This window comes from Bradyrhizobium sp. SZCCHNR2028 (assembly GCF_032380995.1).
In the GTDB taxonomy this organism is placed as follows: Bacteria; Pseudomonadota; Alphaproteobacteria; order Rhizobiales; family Xanthobacteraceae; genus Bradyrhizobium.
On sequence record NZ_JAUHJF010000002.1, the window covers coordinates 102,659 to 124,361 of the forward strand.

Here is a 21,703-nt window from a genome sequence, read left to right on the forward strand (position 1 = left end):
GTCGCAGGTTCGCGGGCGCGCCTTTGCCCACCCTACGATTTAGCGTGAACTCAGCCCGCATCCTCGAACAGCCGCTTGCTGAGGATCGCGTGCACGCCCCAATTGCCGTCGACGACCTGGGTGACGCCGAAATCCACCGCGGCCGACATCAGCGCGACCGCCTCGTCCTCGCTCAGGCCTTTGATGTGCATCAGGAAGCGGCGCATCTTGCGGAACGCGTCCTTCATCGCGAGGTCGAGCGAGGAGGTCGCGTAGACCTCGCTCTGGCCCTGCGCGCCGAACTCGGCGAGATAGTTCGGGTGGCTGAAGCCGGTCAGCACCCAGTCGGTCTCGGTTTCGATCAGGGGATAGGTGAGATCGGCGAAAGGCTGTCCGGCGAGCTGCGACTTCTTGTGGAGGATGACCTGGAAGGTGCCGGTCATCGAGCATTCGATCGCGGTGCCGCCGAGCTCGCCGTCGCCCTGCGTGGCGTGGGGATCGCCGACCGATAGCAGCGCGCCGGGAACGGAGACGGGGAGATACACGGTCGCGCCCTTGCCGAGCCGCCAATTGTCGAGATTGCCGCCGAAATAGGACGGCGGAATCGAATCGACGAAGTCGGCCTCGCGTGGCGCCACCGCGATCACGCCGAAATGCGGCCGCAGGGGAATGCGGATGTTGTCGAGCACGCCGTGGCGGCGCTTGATGCTGCCGGGCGCCACCGGAACGCCGGGATAGTCGTAGGTCGCATGCACCACGCCGGCCGGATCGGTCTGCGGCTCCCAGCGATAGGAATAGAGCGCGCGCGCATGCGGCTCGGAATCGTCGGCAAAGATCTCGTAGATCGTGATGGCCTCGCGCGGCGCGGGCGGAGCGATCAGCTCATTGTAGTGATAGCCCCACCATGCCGCCACGCTGGAGCCGAACACGCGGCCTTCATGTTTCGGATTGCGGCTCGGCCGCGGCACGATGTCGAGGATGCGCACCTCGAGCACATCGCCGGGCTGCGCGTCCTTGATGGCGACCGGGCCGGTGCAGATGTGGACGCCAAAGCCTTCGCCGGCGCCGCGGCCGAACACGCTGGCGTCCATCGGACCGGCGCCACGGCGGTCGACGTTCTTCTTCGCCTTGGTCCAGCCGAACACGCTGAGCGCAGCGGCATCGCCTGAGATCATCAGCTCCGGATCATCGGAGGCATGCTGGGTCAGCGTCTCCACCGTGATCGTGTCGCCGGATGCGATTTCGATCTGCGGCGGCAGCGAGCGGCTGAAATAGCCCCAATGCACGCGCTCGGCCGACACCGCCAGATGATGGTGATGCCGCCGCGCGTCCTGGTCGTTGGCCGGCGCGGGCAGGGCGATATCGCTCCTGGCCGCCGCCGGCCTCTCGCAGACGCGCTGCTGCGCCAGCGCATCCTGCGGCCAGCCGCGCTGACCGCGCGGGGCCGCCGACGTCATCGCCTGCTCCGCCTTCTGCTGCCGGAACTCGCGCGGCGACAGGCCGAAGCGGGCGCGGAAGCTGCGGCTGAAATGCGCCGAATCGGCGAAGGCGTAGCGATAGGCGATCTCGGAGATCGAATGGTTGGCTTCGGCCGGATTGGACAGGTCGGTCCAGGCCCTCTGCAGCCGCCGTTCCCTCACGTAGTGACTGAAATTGTCGCCGGCGCCTTCGAACAGTTTTTGCAAATAGCGCTCTGAGATGCCTTCGGCCTGCGCCACCCGCGCCGGCGTCAGCTCGGCATCGTCGAGCCGCCGCTCGATGGTCTGGCAGATCCGGTGCAGGATCGCAGCCTGCGTCGCGCTGCTGCCGGCCTCCGTTGTCGGCACTGCTTGTTGATGGGCCAGCGTCAGCAGCAGATCGACGAGGCTCTGCGCGACCGTGCTCCATTCGGCATCGCTGAGCGTTTCGAGCGCCCGTGCGGTGGCCTCGATGGTGCGGCAGACTACGTCGGCAAGACCGCTCGGCGCGATCACCTGGGGGGCGGCCAATTTCAGCTTGCCGCTGATGCGGCCATGCAGGGCGTCTGATGTCACCGATAGCCCGATGGCGCGCAGATCGCGCTGGAACGCGATGTTCCAGTCGCCGATGCGCGGCAATAGCATCAGATGTCCCGCGGGGACGATGCGATGGCTGTCGCCGCTGCGGAGCACGGCGCCGTCGTCGATCGCGAGCAACGCAATCGGCAGGTCCTCATGGGTTTGCGGAACCGCGGTGATGACCTGCGAGCCCGCCGCCAGCCGCGACAGCGCGATGCCCGGCGCGCTGCGATGCGAGGCGGTCGCATGGCCGTCATAGAACGGCGCCTTGGCAGCCGGCTGCAACCCGACCGCGTTCAGGACATCACGCCACGCCTCAGGACGCTCGTCCCGCGCGTAGGATTCACTGGTGAACGGACGAAAACTCATGGCACGACCCGGGTCCGGGAATTCGAAGCAACCCCCGTGCCAGATGAGTTTCATGGTCTGTCGTCTCTGTAGCGGCATGTCGGCGCTGGCCAGTGCTTTCGTCCCGGTTTCATTGAAGCCAACGCTGTCGCCGCGCGCTGAGTGCGCTCCCCTCCCCCTTGCGGGGAGGGGTTGGGGGTGGGGGTCCACATCGGCAGTGCCGCCCGGGGCACCCCCCACCCCAACCCTCCCCCGCAAGGGGGGAGGGAGCGCACTGCCCTCTGCGCGACGGCTTTTATGACCAACGTCGAATCAATCACACCGGAACACGTTCTTCCGGATCGTGCCGTGGACGCCCCAATTGGCATCCACCACCTGGGTGACGCCAAAGTCGGCACCGACCGACATCAGCGAGATCGCCTCGTCCTCGCTGAGATGATGCACCGTCATTAGGAATCGCCGCAGCTTGCGGAAGGCGTCGCGCATCGCGCGGTCGAGGCTGGAATGGTTGGCGATCTCGGTCTGCGCGTTGGCGCCGAGCTCGGCGAGATAGTTCGGATAGGTGAAGCCGTAGACGGACCAGGCCTGGTCGGTCTCCAGCAGCGGATGGGTCAGTCCTTCGAGCTGGGTGCCGCCGAGGTCGCTCTTCTTGTGGAGGATGAACTCGAAGTCGCCGGTCAGCGAGGTCTCGATTGCGGTGCCGCCGAGCTCGCTATCGCCTTGCGCGGCATGGGGATCGCCGACCGAGAAATACGCGCCGGGCACGGCGACCGGATAGTACATCCGCGCGCCCTTGCCGATGCGCCAGTCGTCGATGTTGCCGCCGGTGTAGCTCGGCGGGATCGAGGAGACATAGTCGGCTTCCGATGGCGCGAGCCCCATGGTGCCGAAATGCAGGCGCGCCGGTACCTTGATATTCGGCAAAATGTTCTCGCGCTTCCTGATCGTGCTGTGGTCGACCGGCACGCCGGGATAGTCGATGGTCGGATGCACGATGCCGTCGGGATCGGTCTGCGGCGTCCAGACGTAGTTGTAGACCGCCTTGGCGAACGGCTCGCCCGATGTGTCGATCTCGAAGATGGTGATGACCTCGCGCGGCTTCGGTTCCTCGATCAGGTCGTGATAGTGGAAGCCCCAATTGGCGGCGGCGTTGGAGCCGAAGCACTTGCCGGCATGGCAGCCGCACCGGCTCGGCCGCGGCTTGATGTCGAGGATGCGCACCTCCAGAACGTCGCCTGGCTCGGCCCCCTCGATCGCAACCGGGCCGGTCAGCAGATGCACGCCGACGCCCTCGCCGGAGCCGCGGATGAACGGCCCTTCGGTCGGCCCCGAGCCGCGCCGCGCCACCGCCTTGTGCTCTCTGGTCCACTTGAACACGCTCTCGGCGCCGGGATCGTCCTTGATCATGCGCTCATAGTCGTCATTGGCGTGATGCGTCAGCGTCTCGATCGTGGCGCGGTCGCCGGAGCGCAAGGTGAGAGCCGGTGTCACCACCTTGGAAAAATACCCCCAATGGATGGTCTTGGGGGACACCGGCAGCAGATGGTGCTTCATGCAAGGGCCTCATGAAAGATCGGACGCGAGATCGTTGATGTTGACGTGAAGGATGAACTCATGCGACCGCATCCTTCGGCCGCTCTGCCTCCATCACCGAGAGGAAGCGCGCGGTCAGCGGGTGGCGCGGGTTGGTCAGCACCTCATGGGCCGGTCCGTCTTCGAGGATGACGCCACCATTGAGGAAGGCGACCCGGTCGGCGACCTCGTCGGCGAAGCGGACCTGATGCGTCGAGATGATCATGGTCAGACCGTCGTCGACGGCGAGGCGGCTGATCACCTCCAGCACCTCGTTGACCAACTCGGGATCGAGCGCGGAGGTCGGCTCGTCCAACAGCAGCACGCTCGGGTTCGGCGCCAGCGCGCGGGCGATGGCGACGCGCTGCTGCTGGCCGCCGGAGAGATGCCGCGGCAGCGCATCGGCGCGATGCGACAGGCCGACGCGGTCGAGCAACTCGGCCGCGCGGCGGTCGGCCTCGAACCGGCCGAGGCCGTGCACCCAGCGCAGGGGACCTGCGACGTTCTCCTTCGCCGTGAGATGCCCAAACAGGTTGAACTGCTGGAACACCATGCCGACGCCGACATTGGCGCGCTCGTTGGCGACCGCGCGCGGCGTCAGCCTGCGCCCCTGCTCGTCGAAGCCAAGCTTGCGGCCGCCGACGCGGATCTCGCCGGCGTCCCAGTTCTCCAGATGATTGATGCAGCGGAGCAAGGTGCTCTTGCCGGAGCCGGAGGGGCCGAGCAGCGCGATCACCTCGCCGATGCGCACCGTGAGATCGAGCCCGTCCAGCACTCTGTTGCCGTCATAGGCCTTGCGCAGCTCCTTGACCTCGACCGCGACGTTGTTGCGGGCGATGGTCGCGGCGCGCCTGGCGCGATCCTCGATCGACAGGGCGAGGGGCGGCGTTTCCTTCAGTTCGGCGGGCTCCGGCGGCGCGGCCTCGACGGTAGGTGCAGTCTTCGCAAGGTCCAGCTTGGCCGCCGGCTCGACGCGGCGCCATGGCAGGTAGTCCGCCAGCTTGCGTTGTTTGGCCGTGCGGTCGAGATCGAGCAGCCATTCCAGCGCGAGCTGGATGACGCTGATCGCGCCGGTCAGCAGGAGATAGATGAGACCCGAGGCGAAGAAGATCGAGAAGAAGTCGAAGGTGGAGGAGGCGAGCTGCGTCGAGCGCAAGGTCAATTCCTGCACGGCGATGACGGAGGCGAGCGAGGAGTTCTTCAGCGCGCTCACCGCCTCGTTGCCGAAGGCCGGGATCATCGTGCGGATCGCCTGCGGCGCGATGATCCGGCGCATCAGCACTGATGGCGTCATGCCGAGCGCCTGGCCGGCCAGGAGCTGGCCGCGATCGACGCCGAGCACGCCGGAGCGCAGCATCTCGGCGATGAACGGCGCCTCGTTGCAGGCGAGCGCGAGGCCCGCCGCCAGCACCGCCGGCAGCTTGATGCCGATATGCGGCAGCGCGTCGTAGGCGAACACCATCTGCAGGATCAGCGGCGTGCCGCGGAAGATCACGGTATAGCCGCGCGCAATCGCGGCCAGCAGCCAGAACCGGCTGAGCTGCATGCCGGCGAGGATGAGGCCGAGGACCAGTCCGCCGATCAGGCCGAGCGCGGTGACCTGCAGCGTGAGCTCGATGCCCATGAGCAGATACGGCATGCTGAGATAGTGCAGGAAGAGAGACATCGGTGATTGCAGCCTGATGAGTGCCGTAGGGTGGGCAAAGGCGCGAAGCGCCGTGCCCACCGTGGTGTTTCGGAACAGCGTTGGTGGGCACGCTGCGCTTTGCCCACCCTACGAAGTTGGCTCACGCGTGTGTCGCCGAGGGAGCTGGTGCACTCCCTCCCCCCTTGTGGGGGAGGGTTGGGGAGGGGGGTGCCCAGCAAAGACTCTCGCTTGTGGACCCCCACCCCCAACCCCTCCCCGCAAGGGGGAGGGGAGTGGACCGTCTTTGTGGCTGCAGCTGTGATTCCAGCGCGGCCGCACCGCTCTTAGTCCGCTGTCAGGATGTCCGGCTCCTTGAAGTTCGCGGGATCGAGCTGCCACTTCTTCAGCAGCTCCTGATGGATGCCTTCCTTCTGCACCTCGATCAGGGCGGCGAGCACGGCGTCGCGGAATTTCGGCCTGTCCTTCGGCACGGCGATGCCGACCGAATAGGGGATGGTCACGGCGATCGCCTTCTCCAGCTTGTCCGGATAGGCCTTCACCGCCTGGTCGACGGTGTTGACGTCGTTGACATAGGTGTCGGCGCGACCGGCGAGGATGGCCTGGATGCAATTGGCGTTGTTGTCGTAGAGCTGCAGCGTCGGCTCCAGCTTGCCTTCGGCCTTGCACTTCGGCGCGAGGTCCTGGATCAGCGGCACCTCGACATAGCCGGTGTTCTCGGCAGCCGCCGCGCCGCACATCGTCATGTTGATCCCGTTGATGCCCTTCGGATTGCCCTTCGCGACCAGCACGCCGTCGAACACCTTGGAGTAGGTGATGAAGTCGGCGGCCTTGGCGCGCTCCTTGGTGGCATAGATGTCGGAGATGACGATGTCGGCCTGGCCGCTCGCCAGCGTCGTCAGCAGCGCAGCGAACGTCACCGGCTTGTAGGTCAGCTTGAAGCCGAGGCAGTCGCCGATGGCTTCGCCGAGGTCGATGTCGAAGCCGACATATTTACTTGGATCCTTCGGGTCGATCGATTCGTAGCCCGGTGTGTGCGGATTGATGGCGTTGACGAGCGTCTTGCCCTTCCAGTCCGGATATTTCTCCTTGAGCGCCGCGCACCCTGCGGGCGTCGCCGCCTGTGCGTCGATCGGCGCGAGAAGTCCCGTCGCAATGATGGCGCAGAGCGCGGCAAGCCACGCGCGCCGCGCTCCAGTGAATAGCCTCGTCTGCATGTTGCCAGCTCCTTCGAACGATGTGTCGCGCTGGTCCGGCGGTGCATTGGTGCCGTCGCCCCGGTCCAAGCTCGACGGCAAGCTTAGGTGCGAGCCTGCGCGGATGACTTGTCCGTAGGCGCACAAAATATTGGATCGTGCCGGTGCAAGAATTGAGCACGCATTGCTCAAATCCGCGCCGCCGCGACGGACTGGCGCGCACGCGTCAAGTCCGCCTGTGCGGTCCTCGAAGATTCCGAAAGTCGAAAATCGGTCACGCCGGCGACGGGGCAGGTGCGCACGGCGCTAGCGCCAAGATGGAGGTGGCGCCACGTCACGCGTCAGGATCGTGGCGTCGCTGCGTCGCTCCGCCCATGCGTATGTGCATTGCGATAACTCGTGTCGCAGGCTTGGCGGCAGCGGAGCTGCCGACTACGATGCCGCCGCACAAGTTGCTGATCTGTTTGTTGAGGTGTCTGCAATGCTGTTCCGTTTTACGGGACAACCATCACTCGGCCAATTCGCAGTGCGGACACTGATCGTCGTCGCCTACGCAATCATCTTCGCGCCCGTGATCATGATCGTGGTGACCAGCTTCTTCGCGCAGGAGATCGTGAGCTTCCCGCCGCCTGGCCTGTCGCTGAAGTGGTACGCCAACGCGCTGAGCAAGCCCGAATTCCTGCGCGGCCTCGTGACGAGCTTCCAGGTCGCGCTGCTCGCGACGGCGATCGGCGTGCCCGTCGGCACCGCCGCGGCGCTGGCCATCGTGCGCGGCGAGTTCCGCGGCCGGCAGGCGCTGAGCTCGTTCCTGCTGGCGCCGCTGGCGGTGCCCGGCGTGGTCGCCGGCTCCGGGCTCTACATGTTCTACGTGCTCGCCGAGGATCTGCTCGACCGCGACATCAAGGCGACGACGGAAGGGCTCGTGGCCGCGCATACGCTGCTCGCGATTCCCTGGACGGTGCGGCTCGTCGTCGCCAGCCTGCAGGGGCTCGACCGTGCCGCCGAGGAGGCCGCCGCCAATCTTGGTGCGAGCCCGTTCACGGTGTTCCGCCGCATCACCCTGCCGATGATGCGCTCAGGGATCGTTGCGGCCGCGATGTTCTCCTTCATCCAGAGTTTTGAAAATCTCGATCTGTCGATGCTGCTGGTCGGTCCCGGCCGCATTACGCTGCCTGTTGCCATGCTGAACTATCTCGAATTCCGCATCGATCCGACGCTCGCCGCCGTCGCCACCGTGCAGATCGCGCTGGTCGGACTGCTGATGGTGGTGACCGATCGCTTCGTCAAATTGTCGCGGGTGGTGTGATGGCGCAGCTCACCATCGAGAAGCTGACCAAGCGCTTCGGCACATCCATCGGCGTGGAGGGGCTCGATCTCGCCGTCCATGAGGGCGAGCTGGTCGCGCTGCTCGGACCCTCCGGTTGCGGCAAGACGACGACCTTGCGCATGGTCGCGGGCTTCCTGCCGCCCACGAGCGGCCGCGTGCTGTTCGACCGCGAGGACGTCACGCATCTGCCGGCCTACAAGCGTGCCACCGGCATGGTGTTCCAGTCCTATGCGCTGTTTCCGCACATGAGCGCGGCCGACAATGTCGGCTTCGGCCTGGAGATGCGCGGCATCAATGCGGTCGAGCGAAAGATCAAGATCGCCGACGCGCTCAAGCTGGTGCGGCTGTCGCATCTCGCCGATCGGCTGCCGCGGCAATTGTCCGGCGGGCAGCAGCAGCGCGTCGCGCTGGCGCGCGCGCTGGTGATCAATCCGCGCATCTTCCTGCTCGACGAGCCTTTGTCGAATCTCGACGCCAAGCTGCGCGCCGAGGTGCGGCTCGAGATCCGCGCGCTGCAGCAGCGGCTCGGCCTGACCACTCTGATGGTGACGCATGACCGCGAGGAGGCGCTGACCATGGCCGACCGCCTCGTGGTGATGGAGGGCGGCCGCGTCCGCCAGATCGGCACGCCGCAGGAGCTGTACGACTCGCCGAAGGATGCGTTCGTCGCCGACTTCGTCGGCCGCTGCAACATCGTGGCGGGCCGGCGGGCGAACGAGAGCCAGTTCCGCACCAACGGCGGCCTGCTGCTACCGGTCGATGTCGCCAGCGGCGAGCGCGACGATGCCGATGCTTTCGCGCTGCGGCCTGAACGCATTGCCGTGGTGGCCGGTGAGTCCGGCGAGGTGCGCGGCCGCGTGCTGGCGATCACCTATATGGGCGCGCAGAGCGAATATGTGGTGGCGATCGGCGACGAGACGCTGGTGGCCGTCAGGCCAACGCCCGACGCGAGCGAGCCGCTGGCAACACTCAAACCGAACGATCCCGTGTCCCTGGAATGGGACCGCAAGGTCCCGCGTCTCGTGCCGCAGACAGCTTCGTAAACACCATCCATTCACAGCAAGAGGTTCTCCCATGATTTCGCGACGTCACTTTCTCTCTGCCAGTGCCGGCGTCGCCGCGCTGGCGTCCGGCATGCCCTCTGCGCGCGCCGAGGGCGGACAGGTCGTGGTCGGCACCTGGGGTGGCGACTACGGCCAGTTGCTCTCCGACATCATCGACAAGCCGATCATGACGCCCAGGGGTTTTGAGATCGTGCAGGACGTCGCCAATGCCGATCCGCGCAAGACCAAGCTGCTGGCCGAGCGGCAGAGCCGGCGCGGCTCGATGGACGTCGCCTGCCTGTCCGACAACGACGCCTACATCGTGTCGCAATCGGATGTGTTCGAGAAGGTCGATGCGGCGCAGGTGAAGCGGCTGGACAAGGTGTTCCCGGAGCTCCGGAGCGAGATCGCGATCCCGCACATCTATTCGGCGCAGGTGATCCTCTACAACACCAACCAGGTGAAGACGCCGCCGCAATCCTTCGCGGATCTGTGGGATCCGAAATGGCGCGGCCGCATCGGCCTCGCCGACATCCTCTATCCCAACAACACGCTGGCGGCGGCGCTCGCCGGCGGTGGCGGCGTCAGCAATCTCGATCCGGCCGAGAAGAAGCTGATGGAATGGCGCTCGCTCGACGTGAAGATCTATCCTTCCAACGAGGCGCTGGCGGCGGCGCTGAAGTCGGAGGAGGTGTGGCTGACCACGATGTGGCTCGCCCGCGGCTTCATGTGGAAGAAGTCCGGCATCCCGCTCGCCCACGTCGTGCCGAAGGAGGGCACCCCGGCGATCGTGTTCCAGGCCTCGGTGCCGAAGAACGCCAAGAACAAGGCCGGCGGCTTCGCCTATCTCGACGCGATGCTGGACGCCAAGGCGCAAGGCGGCTTCGCCGACAAGATGGGCTACGTCCCGACCGTCACCGACGCCGTGCTGCCGGAGGACCTCGCCAAGCAGGTCAGCCTGACCGAGGCTGAGCGCGCCCGCCTGCTGCAGCCGGACTATGCCTATGCCGCAGGGCGCTCGCAGCGCACGCTCGACTTCTGGAACAAGGAGTTCAAGGCGTAAGCCTTGAATGATGCGCTCCTGCGGCCCCGCCGCAGGAGCTGCGGCTGAAGAGCCGACACACTCGCAATCGGAGCTCGCGCGATGGCGCTGTTGGTCGTCCCCGCCTGTCTGCTGGTCCTGGCGCTGCTGATCGGGCCGATGATCCTGATGTTCCGGATCTCGCTCAACCAGTTCAGCCCGACCCAATTGATGGTGCAGGCGCTGTCGCCGGACAACTACATCAAGGCCGCGACCGATCCGTACTACCAGCAGATCATCCTGGCCACGCTGGGCATCGCGCTGCTGTGCACCTTGCTCACGCTGATCCTGGCGTTTCCGGCGGCGTATTGGCTCGGCCGCATGGAGAGTCGCTGGAAGAGCCTGGTCGTGATCGCGACCCTGTTTCCGCTGCTGGTCGGCAACGTCGTCCGCTCCGCCGGCTGGATGGCGCTGTTCGCCCGCGACGGGCTCGTGAATACGAGCCTGATGAAGCTTGGCCTGATCTCCGCGCCGCTCGAGATCATGTACACGACCAAGGCCGTGATCATCGGCATCATCGCCGTGGTGCTGCCCTACATGATCCTGACGCTCTCGGCGGTCATCGAAAGCATTCCCCGCGACCTGGAATATGCCGCCGCCAATCTCGGCGCCTCGGGCGCGCGGGTGTTCTGGCGGGTGATCCTGCCGCTGTCCGGCCCCGGCGTGGCCGCCGGCTCGATCCTGGTGTTCGTGTTGTGCATGAACACCTATGCAACGGCGGTGCTTCTCGGCGGCCCGCGATTCAAGATGATGGCCCCGGCCGTCTACGACCAGTTCGTGCGCGGCAACAACTGGCCGATGGGCGCCGCGCTCGCCTTCATGCTGCTCGCTGTGACCATGGCCTTCACTGTGTTTGGCAGCGTGGCGTTCGCGCGGCGGTACAGGACGGGATAAGGGCGTTGGGCGTCATTGCGAGGAGCGCAGCGACGAAGCAATCCAGACTTCCTTCGTCGCCCCTGGATTGCTTCGCTGCGCTCGCAATGACGGAAAAACCATTCGTAGGGTGGGCAAAGGCGCGGAGCGCCGTGCCCACCATCTTGCAAGAGAAGGACGGACGGTGGGCACGCTACGCTTTGCCCACCCTATGCTTCGAAAATGAGGAAACGCCTTCATGACCGACCAAGCCACGATGCTGCCGGGCGATGAGCTCGCCTTCATCCGGAACAAGGGCGCGGCGCCGATCGTGCCGAAGGCCACGTCGCGCGATCGCGGCATCGGGCCGTTCAAACGGCTGGCGCTGCGCAGCGCCATTGTGATCGACGGCACCGGCGCGCCGCCGATCGGGCCGGTCGACATCATCGTCGAGGACGGCCGCATCGTCAGCATCAAGAAGGTCGTCGGCTACGGCTATGCCGGCAACGCCGGCGAGCCCGCCGATCACGAGATCGACTGCCGCGGCAAATGGGTGACGCCCGGCTTCGTCGACTGCCACGCCCATGCCGGCGTCGCCTATCACTCGGCCAATGGCTGGGTGCCGCCGGTCGACTACGTCTACAAGCTGTGGCTGGCGCATGGCGTCACCACGGTGCGCGAGATGGGCTCGATGAACGGCCTGTCCTGGATGCTGGACCAGAAGCAGCGCGCCGCCGACAACACCATCGCCTCGCCGCGGCTGCTGGCCTATGCCTATTTCCCGGCCGTCAACGACATGGTCAAGACCATCTACACGCCGGAGCAGGGACGAGAGTGGCTGCGTCAGGTCAAGGAGCGCGGCGCCGACGGCATCAAGTTCTTCGGCGCGCCGCCGGCGATCATGGAAGCCGCGCTCGACGAGTGCAAGACGCTCGGCTTGCGCACTGGCTGCCATCACGCCCAGATGGCGGTGTCGCGCATGAACGCCCTGACCACGGCGCGCTGGGGCCTCACCAGCGCAGAGCATTATTACGGCCTGCCGGAGGCGCTGTTCGAGGATCGCGTGATCCAGAACTTCCCGCTCGACTACAACTACACCGACGAATATTTCCGCTTCTCGGTGTCGGGCCAGATGTTCAGGCAGGGCGCCGAGCCCGGCTCGGCCAAGTGGAACGAGGTGCTGGAGCAGTTCCTGGAGATCGGCTTCACCTTCGTGCCGACCTTCACGATCTACGATGCCAATCGCGACCTGATGCGGGCGCGCCAGGCCTATTGGCACAAGGAGTACACCTGGAAGTCGATGTGGGACTACTTCACGCCGCAGCGCGGCGGCCACGGCTCCTACTGGTATCGCTGGTCGACCCAGAACGAGATCGAGTGGAAGGAGAACTACCGGCTCTGGATGGCGTTCATCAACGAATACAAGAACCGCGGCGGCCGGGTCTGCACCGGCTCGGATTCCGGCTTCATCTATCAGATCTTCGGCTTCGGCTATGTCCGCGAGCTCGAGCTGTTGCAGGAGGCCGGCTTCCATCCGCTCGAGGTGATCCGCTCGGCGACCTCGCAGGGCGCGGCGCTGTGCGGCCTCGAGAACGAGATCGGTACCATCGACGTCGGCATGCGCGCCGACATCCTTGTGCACGACCACAATCCGCTGACCGATTTCAAGCTGCTCTACGGCACCGGCGCGATGCGCTTCAACGACGCCACCAACGCGGTCGAGTGGCATCGCGGCCTGAAATACACGATCAAGGACGGCATCATCTACGATACCGAGGAATTGCTGGCCGACGTCCGCGAGTTGGTGAAGGCGAGCTGGGAGAGCGACGTGCCGGAGAAATACGCCGCCAAGGATAAAGACAAGGACGCCGCGGCGCCATGAGCGCCGGTGCAATCGACTTCTTCGTCCTCACCGGCTTCCTCGGCTCGGGCAAGACCTCGCTGCTGCGCGACGTGCTGAGCGCGGAGACCGGCTCGGACACCGCCGTGATCGTCAACGAGGCCGGCGAAATCGGGCTCGACGGTGTGCTGCTGCGTGAGGGCGGCGACGACGTGCCGATGGCGATGCTGTCGAACGGCTGCGTGTGCTGCCAGGTCGGCAGCGATCTCGCCTTCACCATCGACCGCCTTATCATGGCGCCGCGCCCCGCCGGCCTGCCGCCCTTGCGCCGGATCATCCTGGAGACGTCGGGCCTGGCGATGCCCGGCCCGGTGCTGCGCCAGCTCGCGACGCTGGCCGAGCACCGCATGCGCGTCGCGGTCGTCGCAACCTACGACCTGACGCGAGGGCTCGCCGTCGCGACATTCGAGGAAGCTGCGGCGCAATGGGCGGCAGCGCATCGCATCGTCGCGACCAAGGCCGATCTCGCGCCGCAGGCGCTGACTGAGGCGCCGGTTGCGATCGCGCAGCTCAACCCGGTGGCGGAAGTCGTTGCCGGCGCTGATCGCGCAGCCATCGTCTCGGCCGCCTTCGCACCCCTCGTAGCCGCGTTGCCGCTACGCGAGGTCGCGCCCGATCTGGCAACCGCGCATCCGCGCCTCGCGCTCTGCCTCGTCCGCCCGCGCGCTGAGATCGCCTATGCCGATCTCGCCGGTTGGCTCGACAATGTGGCCGGCGCGCTCGGCGAGCGGCTGCTGCGCATCAAGGGTCTCGTGAAGGTCCAGGAGGCGCCGCGCCCGCTGCTGGTCGAAAGCGTCGGCACGATGTTCGCGCCGCCGCGGCAATTGACGGCCGAAAAACTGCCGGCGCCCTTCATCGTCGTGATCGCGCGCGACATTGTCCGCAATGAGCTCGAACAGGTCGAGCCGTCGGGCCTGTTCGCGTTCTCCTGGCGCGAACGCGAGAGCGCGGCGGCACAGCCGGGCGGCATCCGCGCCGAGTGGGTCACTTAGATTGCGCGCCGCCGATCGTGCTCAGACTGCGTGACGGATAGCGCAGAGCCACGTCGAACGGGTTGAGCTTGCCGGCCAGCGCCTGCGCCTCGCCCTGCAGGATCTTGACCACATGCGGCAGGCGATCGGCGTTCAGCCGTTCGGCCAGCGTGCCGACACTGAGCGCCGCGACGGCGCGGCCCTGCGCGTCCAGCACAGGCACGCCGACGCCGGCCATGCCGGGAATGAGCCCGGTGCTGGTGTTGACCCAGCCCTGCGCGCGCGCCTGCGCCAGCGCACTGCGCAGCGAGGCTTCGTCGAGGAAGCCGCGATCGAGCAGGCGCGGGATGTTGAAGCGGATCACCGCCTCCTGCTCGTCCTCGGGCAGGTTGGCGAGAATGGCGAGGCTGCCCTGGCCGAGTCCGAGCGGCACCTTGCCGCCGATGTCGCCGGTGAAGGAGCGGATCGGAAACGGACCCTCGACGCGGTCGAGGCAGACCGCATCGAAGCCGTTGCGCACCAGCAGGAAGATCGTGTCGCTCAGGGTCGCCGACAGCCGCAGCAATGCCGGCCGCGCGGCCTCGCGCAGGCCGCTGGCCTGGCCGGCGCGCGCGGCAAGCACGTAGAAGTCCAGCGCGAGGCGATAGCGCTTTCCGGCCGCCTGCTCGGCGAAACCCTCCGCGGCTAGGTCCTGCAGCATGCGGTGCGCGGTCGGCTGGCTGCAGCCCGCGACCTCGGCGATGTCCTTCAGCCGCAGCCCGTCGGGGTCGCCCTCGGCGAGAATGCGCAGCAGCTTCAGGGCCCGGCGAAGGCTGGAGGCAGAGTCGGTGTTGGATGCAGTCATCTGTTTGATTGAATGAAAGCGCGCAGTTTGAAGATAAGATTTCATATATCAAAATTCGAAAGAGATAAATTCAGGATATCGGAATTCACGATTGACCATCTGGTTCGCTCCCCGGCATGAAAGAACCCCAGGGCGGCAATCCCTGCCGATGGCGAAGGGAGCCTCCCGCGCGAGGACGCATGGGTTTCCTGACGCTGGACGGTCTGACGAGGCTCTACGGCGATGTCGCTGCGGTCAGCGATGTCAGTCTCAGCGTCGCCAAGGGCGAGTTCATCTCGCTGCTCGGTCCGTCCGGCTGCGGCAAGACCACGACGCTTCAGATGATCGCCGGCTTGGTCGAGCCGACGTCCGGGCGCATCACGCTCGATGGCCGCGACATCACCCATGAGAAGCCTGATCGCCGCGGGCTCGGCATCGTGTTCCAGAGCTACGCGCTGTTTCCGCACATGACCGTGGCGCAGAACATCGCCTTCGGACTCGAAATGCGCAAGGTGATCAGGGCCGAGCGCGAGGCGCGCGTCAAACAGGCGCTCGCGCTGGTGCAGCTCGCGGCGCTCGCCGACCGCTATCCGCGCCAGCTCTCCGGCGGCCAGCGCCAGCGCGTCGCGGTGGCGCGGGCGCTGGTGATCGATCCGCCGGTGCTGCTGCTCGACGAGCCCTTGTCCAATCTCGACGCCAAGCTGCGCGAGGAGATGCAGTTCGAGCTGCGCGGCATCCAGCGGCGCATCGGCACCACCACGATCATGGTGACCCACGACCAGAGCGAGGCACTGTCGATGAGCGACCGCGTCGTGGTGATGGAGCACGGGCGCATCATGCAGGTCGATGCGCCCTATCGTCTCTATGAGAGCCCCGCGACGCCCTTCATCTCCTCCTTCGTCGGCAAGATGAACCGACTGTCCGGCATCTGGCGCAACAATGGCGTCGAGATCGGCGGCCATGCGCTGCTTCCTTGCGAGGGCGCTGGTCTCGCCGAGGGCGCGGCGGCCGTGCTGGCGATCCGGCCGGAGAAGATCGGTCTGGCCGCTCCCGGTGCCGGCGTGCTCGACGGCCGCATCAAGGCGCGTTTCTTCCTCGGCAGCGCCTGGTTCTTCACCGTGGAGACCCCGGCCGGGGTGATCGGCGTCTCCCTGCCCAATGCAGGCGGGGAGCCGGCGCGCGAGGGCGATCAGGTCGGGCTCGCCTGGAGCAGCGCCAGCGCGCACGCGTCCAAGCCGGACGGAGCGTCACCGGCATGAGCAGCGGGCGCGCCAGTGCGACACCATGGTTATTGGCGGCGCCGGGCGCGCTGCTGTTCGCCGCATTGGTCGTCGTGCCGCTCGCGCTCACGCTGATCCTGTCGCTCCACGTCTATGACGCCGCGACCGGCGTCAAGGACGAGACCACGCTGACGCACTACATCGCCATCCTCTCCGACAGCTACTTCCTCAATATCTTCTGGCGCACCCTGCGGCTTGCGGCGCTGACGACCTTGGTCTGCGCAGCGATCGGCGCGCCCGAGGCCTACATCCTGGCGCGCATGCGCGAGCCCTGGCGCTCGGCGTTCCTGCTCGCGATCATCGGCCCGCTGCTGGTCTCGGTCGTCGTGCGTGCCTTCGGCTGGAGCATGCTGCTCGGCCCCACCGGCCTCGTGAACGAGGCTTTCCGCGCGGTTGGCCTCGGCACCGTCAGGATCCTCTACACCGAGACGGCCATCGTCATCGCGCTCGTCCATGTGATGCTGCCGTTCATGGTCATCCCGGTCTGGACCTCGCTGCAGAAGCTCGATCCGATGGTCGAGGCCGCCGCCTGGACGCTCGGCGCCTCGCGCTTCACCGCGCTGCGCCGGGTGGTGTTGCCACAGGTGACGATGGGCCTGCTGTCGGGGTGCCTCGTCGTGTTCGGACTATCAGCGTCCGCGTTCGCGATCCCCGCGCTGCTCGGCGGCCGTCGGCTGAAGATGGCGGCGACGCTGGTCTATGATGAGTACATGCACGAGCTGAACTGGCCGCTCGGTGCGGCCATCGCGATCCTGGTGCTCGTCATCAACCTCGTCATCATGCTTGTCTACCAGCGCTTGGTCGAGGCGCGCGCCAGGCGGACGCTGGGGTGAGCGGCATGCGCCACAATGGTCCCATCGCGCTTGTCTTTCACGCGCTCGTCGTCGGCTTCGTGCTGGCGCCGCTGATCGTGATCTGCCTCGTCGCGTTCACGCCCGCCAACACCTTGACCCTGCCGACCACGCAGTTCTCGCTGCGCTGGTTCACGGCCGTGTTCGCGCATCCGGATTTCGTCGCCTCCTTCCTCAACAGCCTGTGGGTCGCGGCGACAGCCGCGACGATCGCGGTCGTGCTCGCGGTCGCCGCCGGCCTCGCGCTCGATCGCTATGACTTCCGCGGCCGTGCGGCGCTGAACGCACTGTTCCTGTCGCCCTTGATGATCCCGCATCTCGTGCTCGGCGTCGCGCTGCTCAGATTGTTCGCGCTCGTCGGTGCCACCGGCAGCCTGCTCTGGCTCACCGCAGGCCACATCGTCGTGGTCACGCCCTATGTGCTCCGGCTGGTGCTGGCGGCACTGTCCGGCCTCGACCGCAGCGCCGAGCAGGCGGCCGTGACCTTGGGCGCCTCGCGCTGGATCGTATTCCGCCGCATCACCGTGCCGATGATCCTGCCCGGCATCACCGGCGGCTGGCTGCTCGCCTTCATCAACTCCTTCGATGAGCTCACGATGTCGATCTTCATCACCTCGCCCGCCACCGTCACCCTTCCGGTGCGCATGTACATGTACGCGACCGAGTCCATCGATCCGATGATGGCGGCGGTATCGGCACTGATGATCGCGGTGACGGCGGCGGCGATGCTGCTGCTCGACCGCATCTTCGGTCTCGACAAGATCCTCGTCGGGCAGGGCTGACACCATGCCGCTGCTGCATCGCCTGGTCCGCACCGACAGCGCCGTCATCTCCTTCACGATCGATGGCGTGCCCTGCGACGGCCGCGCCGGCGACACCGTTCTGACGGCGGTGCTCTGTCACGTCGAATGGCTGCGCCACAGCGAGTTCTCCGCCGCGCCGCGCGCCGGCTTCTGCCAGATGGGCGCCTGCCAGGACTGCTGGGTGCAGCTCGCAAGCGGCGAGCGGCTGCGCGCCTGCACGACTCCGCTCACCGAGGGCATGCACATCGTCACGCAGCGGGGACGCAGCAATGGCTGAGCGCGCGCCGCCCCTGATCGTCGGCGCCGGTCCGGCCGGCATCCGCGCCGCGATGACATTGGTCGCCGCCGGCCTGCGGCCGGTCGTGATCGACGAGGGCCACGCCTGTGGCGGCCAGATCTATCGCCAGCCGCTGAGCCCCGACGGCCGCGATAACCGCGCGCGCTACGGCTCGGAGGCTCCGAAGGCCGCGCGGCTGCATCACGACTTTGCGGCGCTCCGTACTGCAATCGACTATCAGCCAAATACGCTGCTGTGGAATCTGCGCGACGGCGCGGCCGACATCTTGCGTGGGGGTATCAGCCAGCGGGTCAGCTATGACGGGCTCATCCTCGCGACCGGCGCGACCGATCGCGTACTGCCGATCCCCGGCTGGACCCTGCCGGGCGTGTTCACGCTCGGCGGCGCGCAGATCGCGCTCAAGGCGCAGGGCTGCGCGATCGGCCGACGCGTGGTGTTCGCCGGCTCCGGCCCGCTGCTCTATCTGGTTGCCTGGCAATACATGAAGGCCGGCGTCGATGTCGCTGCCGTGCTCGACGCGGCGCCCTTGTCTGCGAAGCTCAATCTGCTGCGCGCGTTGCCGCTCGCGCCGGGCATCGTGCTGCGTGGGTTGCGCATGGCGGTGGAGTTGACGCTGCGCGGCACTTGCGTGCGGTTCGGCGTCTCCCGGCTCCGGATCGAGGGCGAGGGCAGGGTGGCGCGCATCGTCTATCGGGCCGGTGGGCGCGAACACGCGATCACCTGCGACGGCGTTGGCTACGGCCTCGGTCTGCGCTCGGAGACTCAGGCTGCTGATCTCGCCGGCTGCGCCTTTCGCTTCGATGCGCGCGACCGCGCGCATCGTCCGGTTCGCGACGTCAGTGGCCGCAGCAGCATCGCGGGCGTGTACCTCGCCGGCGACGGCGCCGGCATTACCGGCGCCGATGCCGCTGAAGCCGCCGGCGAGCGGGCCGCGCTGGCATTGTTGGAGGATCGCGGCCAGCCGCATGATTCCATGCGCGCCGCCGTCCTCGAACATGCGCTTGCGAGGATCGACCGGCTGCGCGACGGGCTCGAAGCCGCCTTTCCCTATCCATCGCATTGGGCGGGCGACATCGCCGATGACACGCTGCTGTGCCGCTGCGAGGAGATCGATGCCGGCGAGGCGCGGCGCGCGATCAGGGATTTCTCGCTCACCGAGATCAATCGTCTGAAGGCGGTGACGCGCATCGGCATGGGCCGCTGCCAGGGCCGCATGTGCGGCGCGGTCGCCGCGGAGCTCTTGGCTGCGCAGACGCGCCGCGACATCGGCGCCGTCGGCCGGCTGCGCGCGCAGGCGCCGATCAAGCCGATCCCGGTGGCCGCCAGCCTTTCCCTCGACGAGAGGCAGCATGACCCGGCGCATTGACTGCGATGTCGCGATCGTCGGCGGCGGGCTGGTCGGCAGCTCCGCCGCGCTGGCGCTGCGCGCCATGGGCTTCTCCGTCACGCTGCTCGACAAGGGCTTCTGTGGCGCGCAGGCGAGCGGCGTGAACTATGGCGGCGTGCGCCGCCAGGGCCGCCCGCCCGAGCAACTGCCGCTGTCGCAGCGCGCGCATGCGATCTGGCCGCAGCTGAAGGCGCTGATCGGCATCGACGGCGAGTTCCTGCGCTCGGGCCATCTCAAGCTCGCGCGGACGCCTGCGGACATGGCGAGCCTGGAGCGCTACGCCGCCGAGGTTGCGCCGTTCGGGCTCGCTCTCGAGCTGATCGGCCACAATCGACTGCACGAGCGCTTCGGCATCGCGGGCGGCGTCGTCGGCGGCTCGTTCTGCCCCGGCGACGGCCACGCCAATCCCCGGCTGGTCGCCACCGCCTTCGCCGCAGCGGCGCGTCGCGCTGGCGCCGAGGTGCTGGAGAACACGGAGGTCACGGGCGCCACCAGGACGTTCGAGGGCTTCGTGGTCGAGGCCGGCGACGTTACCATCAAGACACGTACGATCATCAACAGCGCCGGCGCCTGGGCCGACGGCTTGGCGCGCGCGTTCGACGAGCCGGTGCCGCTGGAGCGAACCTATCCATCGATGATCGTGACCGAGCCGCTTGATCCATTTCTCGGCGTCAATATCGGCATCGAAGGCGGCGGCATCTATGCGCGGCAGGTGGCGCGCGGCAATGTCGTGGTCGGCGGCGAGCGCGCTGCGCCACTCGACGATCCCGACTACTCGCGCCCGCGCAGTGACGGCGTGCTTGCGATCATGCAGCGCGCCAGCGAGCTGTTTGGTCCGCTGCGCCATGCCCAGGCGATCCGCTTCTGGAGCGGCACCGAGGCGACGATGCCCGACCGCAACCCGGTGATCGGCCCGAGCGCGACGACGCCGGGACTGATCCACGCCTTCGGCTTCTCTGGCGCCGGCTTCCAGATCGCGCCGGGGGTCGGCGAGGTGCTGGCCGAGCTGGTGCGCGACGGCGAGACCTCGACGCCGATCGCCCCTTTCGCCATCACCCGTTTCTCACCCGCATCGCAGCCGGGCGATGCATCTCAAGCAGCAATGACGACAGGATCGAAGGAGACCTCGCCATGATCGATGCTCGCGCCGCGCTCGGCTCAGCCCTCGCACTCGTGCTTGCAACCGCCTCCGCGCACGCCGAAACCAAGACGCTCTATGTCGGCATGAACGGCGGCAATTTCGAGCGCACCTACACGCAGGCGGTGTTCCCGGAGTTCGAGAAGGCCAACGACGTCAAGATCGTCGTCGTGCCCGGCACCTCCTCGGAGATCCTCGCCAAGGCAATCGCGGCCAAGGACAGGCCGCAGATGCATGTGATGTTTCTCGACGACGGCGTGATGATCCGCGCCGCCGGTCTCGGGCTGTGCGAGAAGCTGAAGCCGAGCGATGGCCTGGCGCAGCTCGAGCCGTTCGCGCGTCTCAAGGACGACATCGCCGCCGGCATCGACATCGGCATGACTGGCCTTGCCTACAACAAGAAGCTGTTCGACGAGAAGGGCTGGGCGGCGCCGACCTCCTGGCTCGATCTCGCCGATCCCAAATTCAAGGACAAGGTCGTGTTCCAGTCGGCCTCGGTCTCGACCTTCGGCCTGCACGCCTTCCTGATGTTCAACCGCATCAAGGGCGGCAACGAGGCCAATGTCGAGCCTGGCTTCAAGGCGTTTCCCGACACGATCGGCAAGAACGTGCTCGAATACATCCCGAACTCGGCCAAGATCTCCGAGATGGTGCAGACGGGCGAAGCCGCGATCTTCCCGCTGACGCCGACTGCGGTGTCGACATTGAAGGAGAAGGGTATCGCTGTCGAATACGCGCAGCCGAAGGAAGGCTCGGTCGTGCTGATGGTCGCCGAATGCGTCATCGCCAACAACTCCGAAGCCGAGCTGGCGCAGAAGCTCGCCGCCTATCTGCTGTCGCCGGAAGCGCAGGCCAAGGCGCTGGCGGCCGGCAACATCGTGCCGTCCAACACCACCGCGAAAGCCACGACGCCGGCAGCCGAGCAGAAGCTCGCGACCTTCCACGGCTACATGAAGAGCGCCGTCACGCTCGACTGGGACGTCATCAACGCCAGGCGCCCGGAGTGGAATACGCGCTGGAACAGGATGATCGAGCGGTGAGAAGAGTCGTAGGGTGGGCAAAGGCGCTCCGCGCGATGCAAAGCATCGTGCGAAGCGACGTGCCCACCGTACCCGCCACGCGTCGCGGTGAAATGGTGGGCACGGCGCGGTCAGGCAGCACGTCGCAAAAGCA

The 21,703-nt window shown here is 66.9% G+C and carries 18 protein-coding genes; 13 read left to right on the forward strand and 5 right to left on the reverse strand.

The features are described from left to right. Window positions 1–50 precede the first annotated feature (50 nt). The 4 genes from QX121_RS03645 to QX121_RS03660 form a co-directional block, all read right to left on the reverse strand. Window positions 51–2,384 carry an acetamidase/formamidase family protein gene (locus tag QX121_RS03645; RefSeq protein WP_315811182.1) on the reverse strand — a complete coding sequence of 778 codons (2,334 nt, stop codon included), beginning with the start codon at window positions 2,382–2,384 and terminating at the stop codon, window positions 51–53. A gap of 291 nt (window positions 2,385–2,675) precedes the next feature. After that, window positions 2,676–3,917: an acetamidase/formamidase family protein gene (locus QX121_RS03650; protein WP_315811183.1), complete on the reverse strand. Its 1,242-nt coding sequence runs from the start codon at window positions 3,915–3,917 to the stop codon at window positions 2,676–2,678. Window positions 3,918–3,975: 58 nt separating this feature from the next. Then, complete coding sequence (locus QX121_RS03655) at window positions 3,976–5,601, reverse strand: amino acid ABC transporter permease/ATP-binding protein (RefSeq protein WP_315811184.1); 1,626 nt, start codon at window positions 5,599–5,601, stop codon at window positions 3,976–3,978. Between the two features lie 305 nt (window positions 5,602–5,906). Next, entirely contained in the window at window positions 5,907–6,797 is an 891-nt protein-coding gene (locus tag QX121_RS03660; protein ID WP_315811185.1) for an ABC transporter substrate-binding protein, read from the reverse strand. 460 nt (window positions 6,798–7,257) lie between these two features. Here QX121_RS03660 and QX121_RS03665 point away from each other — a divergent pair, with 460 nt between their 5' ends. The 6 genes from QX121_RS03665 to QX121_RS03690 all read left to right on the forward strand — a co-directional run bounded on the left by QX121_RS03665 (window position 7,258) and on the right by QX121_RS03690 (window position 13,971). Further along, window positions 7,258–8,082 carry an ABC transporter permease gene (locus tag QX121_RS03665; RefSeq protein ID WP_315754810.1) on the forward strand — a complete coding sequence of 275 codons (825 nt, stop codon included), beginning with the start codon at window positions 7,258–7,260 and terminating at the stop codon, window positions 8,080–8,082. Continuing rightward, on the forward strand, window positions 8,082–9,146 hold the full coding sequence (locus tag QX121_RS03670; protein WP_315811186.1) for an ABC transporter ATP-binding protein: 1,065 nt from the start codon (window positions 8,082–8,084) through the stop codon (window positions 9,144–9,146). Before QX121_RS03665 ends, QX121_RS03670 begins: the two co-directional genes overlap by 1 nt. Before the next feature lie 31 nt (window positions 9,147–9,177). After that, window positions 9,178–10,209: a PotD/PotF family extracellular solute-binding protein gene (locus tag QX121_RS03675; protein ID WP_315811187.1), complete on the forward strand. Its 1,032-nt coding sequence runs from the start codon at window positions 9,178–9,180 to the stop codon at window positions 10,207–10,209. Between the two features lie 81 nt (window positions 10,210–10,290). Then, on the forward strand, window positions 10,291–11,121 hold the full coding sequence (locus QX121_RS03680) for an ABC transporter permease (protein ID WP_315778968.1): 831 nt from the start codon (window positions 10,291–10,293) through the stop codon (window positions 11,119–11,121). Between the two features lie 217 nt (window positions 11,122–11,338). After that, window positions 11,339–12,961, forward strand: a complete 1,623-nt coding sequence (locus tag QX121_RS03685) for an amidohydrolase family protein (protein WP_315811188.1) — start codon at window positions 11,339–11,341, stop codon at window positions 12,959–12,961. Further along, window positions 12,958–13,971: a CobW family GTP-binding protein gene (locus QX121_RS03690; RefSeq protein WP_315811189.1), complete on the forward strand. Its 1,014-nt coding sequence runs from the start codon at window positions 12,958–12,960 to the stop codon at window positions 13,969–13,971. The genes QX121_RS03685 and QX121_RS03690 overlap by 4 nt, the downstream gene beginning before the upstream one ends. On the opposite strand, the gene QX121_RS03695 is transcribed toward QX121_RS03690, so the two are convergent. After that, entirely contained in the window at window positions 13,964–14,794 is an 831-nt protein-coding gene (locus tag QX121_RS03695; RefSeq protein WP_315811190.1) for an IclR family transcriptional regulator, read from the reverse strand. The two genes, QX121_RS03690 and QX121_RS03695, sit on opposite strands and share 8 nt — an antisense overlap. A gap of 179 nt (window positions 14,795–14,973) precedes the next feature. On the opposite strand from QX121_RS03695, the gene QX121_RS03700 reads away from it, so the two are divergent. Genes QX121_RS03700 through QX121_RS03730 form a run of 7 tightly spaced genes read left to right on the forward strand, consistent with a single transcriptional unit; the run spans window position 14,974 to window position 21,570 of the window. After that, complete coding sequence (locus QX121_RS03700) at window positions 14,974–16,032, forward strand: ABC transporter ATP-binding protein (RefSeq protein ID WP_315811191.1); 1,059 nt, start codon at window positions 14,974–14,976, stop codon at window positions 16,030–16,032. Beyond that, window positions 16,029–16,886 carry an ABC transporter permease gene (locus QX121_RS03705; RefSeq protein WP_315771291.1) on the forward strand — a complete coding sequence of 286 codons (858 nt, stop codon included), beginning with the start codon at window positions 16,029–16,031 and terminating at the stop codon, window positions 16,884–16,886. The genes QX121_RS03700 and QX121_RS03705 overlap by 4 nt, the downstream gene beginning before the upstream one ends. Window positions 16,887–16,891: 5 nt before the next feature. Further along, window positions 16,892–17,686 carry an ABC transporter permease gene (locus tag QX121_RS03710; RefSeq protein WP_315811192.1) on the forward strand — a complete coding sequence of 265 codons (795 nt, stop codon included), beginning with the start codon at window positions 16,892–16,894 and terminating at the stop codon, window positions 17,684–17,686. A 4-nt stretch (window positions 17,687–17,690) separates the two neighbouring features. After that, complete coding sequence (locus QX121_RS03715; RefSeq protein ID WP_315778957.1) at window positions 17,691–17,984, forward strand: (2Fe-2S)-binding protein; 294 nt, start codon at window positions 17,691–17,693, stop codon at window positions 17,982–17,984. Then, window positions 17,977–19,371: an FAD/NAD(P)-binding oxidoreductase gene (locus QX121_RS03720; protein ID WP_315811193.1), complete on the forward strand. Its 1,395-nt coding sequence runs from the start codon at window positions 17,977–17,979 to the stop codon at window positions 19,369–19,371. Before QX121_RS03715 ends, QX121_RS03720 begins: the two co-directional genes overlap by 8 nt. Then, window positions 19,355–20,527, forward strand: coding sequence for an FAD-dependent oxidoreductase (locus QX121_RS03725; protein ID WP_315811194.1), 1,173 nt, complete (start codon window positions 19,355–19,357; stop codon window positions 20,525–20,527). The genes QX121_RS03720 and QX121_RS03725 overlap by 17 nt, the downstream gene beginning before the upstream one ends. Continuing rightward, window positions 20,524–21,570: an ABC transporter substrate-binding protein gene (locus tag QX121_RS03730; RefSeq protein ID WP_315811195.1), complete on the forward strand. Its 1,047-nt coding sequence runs from the start codon at window positions 20,524–20,526 to the stop codon at window positions 21,568–21,570. Before QX121_RS03725 ends, QX121_RS03730 begins: the two co-directional genes overlap by 4 nt. Window positions 21,571–21,703 lie beyond the last annotated feature (133 nt).

Excerpts from the sequence above, each read along its gene's own strand:
- QX121_RS03700 (WP_315811191.1), top strand. The coding sequence starts at position 14,974 with ATGGGTTTCCTGACGCTGGACGGTCTGACGAGGCTCTACGGCGATGTC.
- QX121_RS03670 (WP_315811186.1), top strand. The coding sequence starts at position 8,082 with ATGGCGCAGCTCACCATCGAGAAGCTGACCAAGCGCTTCGGCACATCC.
- QX121_RS03685 (WP_315811188.1), top strand. The coding sequence starts at position 11,339 with ATGACCGACCAAGCCACGATGCTGCCGGGCGATGAGCTCGCCTTCATC.
- QX121_RS03705 (WP_315771291.1), top strand. The coding sequence starts at position 16,029 with ATGAGCAGCGGGCGCGCCAGTGCGACACCATGGTTATTGGCGGCGCCG.
- QX121_RS03675 (WP_315811187.1), top strand. The coding sequence starts at position 9,178 with ATGATTTCGCGACGTCACTTTCTCTCTGCCAGTGCCGGCGTCGCCGCG.
- QX121_RS03710 (WP_315811192.1), top strand. The coding sequence starts at position 16,892 with ATGCGCCACAATGGTCCCATCGCGCTTGTCTTTCACGCGCTCGTCGTC.
- QX121_RS03725 (WP_315811194.1), top strand. The coding sequence starts at position 19,355 with ATGACCCGGCGCATTGACTGCGATGTCGCGATCGTCGGCGGCGGGCTG.
- QX121_RS03645 (WP_315811182.1), bottom strand. The coding sequence starts at position 2,384 with ATGAGTTTTCGTCCGTTCACCAGTGAATCCTACGCGCGGGACGAGCGT.
- QX121_RS03715 (WP_315778957.1), top strand. The coding sequence starts at position 17,691 with ATGCCGCTGCTGCATCGCCTGGTCCGCACCGACAGCGCCGTCATCTCC.
- QX121_RS03730 (WP_315811195.1), top strand. The coding sequence starts at position 20,524 with ATGATCGATGCTCGCGCCGCGCTCGGCTCAGCCCTCGCACTCGTGCTT.
- QX121_RS03720 (WP_315811193.1), top strand. The coding sequence starts at position 17,977 with ATGGCTGAGCGCGCGCCGCCCCTGATCGTCGGCGCCGGTCCGGCCGGC.
- QX121_RS03650 (WP_315811183.1), bottom strand. The coding sequence starts at position 3,917 with ATGAAGCACCATCTGCTGCCGGTGTCCCCCAAGACCATCCATTGGGGG.
- QX121_RS03695 (WP_315811190.1), bottom strand. The coding sequence starts at position 14,794 with ATGACTGCATCCAACACCGACTCTGCCTCCAGCCTTCGCCGGGCCCTG.
- QX121_RS03665 (WP_315754810.1), top strand. The coding sequence starts at position 7,258 with ATGCTGTTCCGTTTTACGGGACAACCATCACTCGGCCAATTCGCAGTG.
- QX121_RS03690 (WP_315811189.1), top strand. The coding sequence starts at position 12,958 with ATGAGCGCCGGTGCAATCGACTTCTTCGTCCTCACCGGCTTCCTCGGC.
- QX121_RS03655 (WP_315811184.1), bottom strand. The coding sequence starts at position 5,601 with ATGTCTCTCTTCCTGCACTATCTCAGCATGCCGTATCTGCTCATGGGC.
- QX121_RS03660 (WP_315811185.1), bottom strand. The coding sequence starts at position 6,797 with ATGCAGACGAGGCTATTCACTGGAGCGCGGCGCGCGTGGCTTGCCGCG.
- QX121_RS03680 (WP_315778968.1), top strand. The coding sequence starts at position 10,291 with ATGGCGCTGTTGGTCGTCCCCGCCTGTCTGCTGGTCCTGGCGCTGCTG.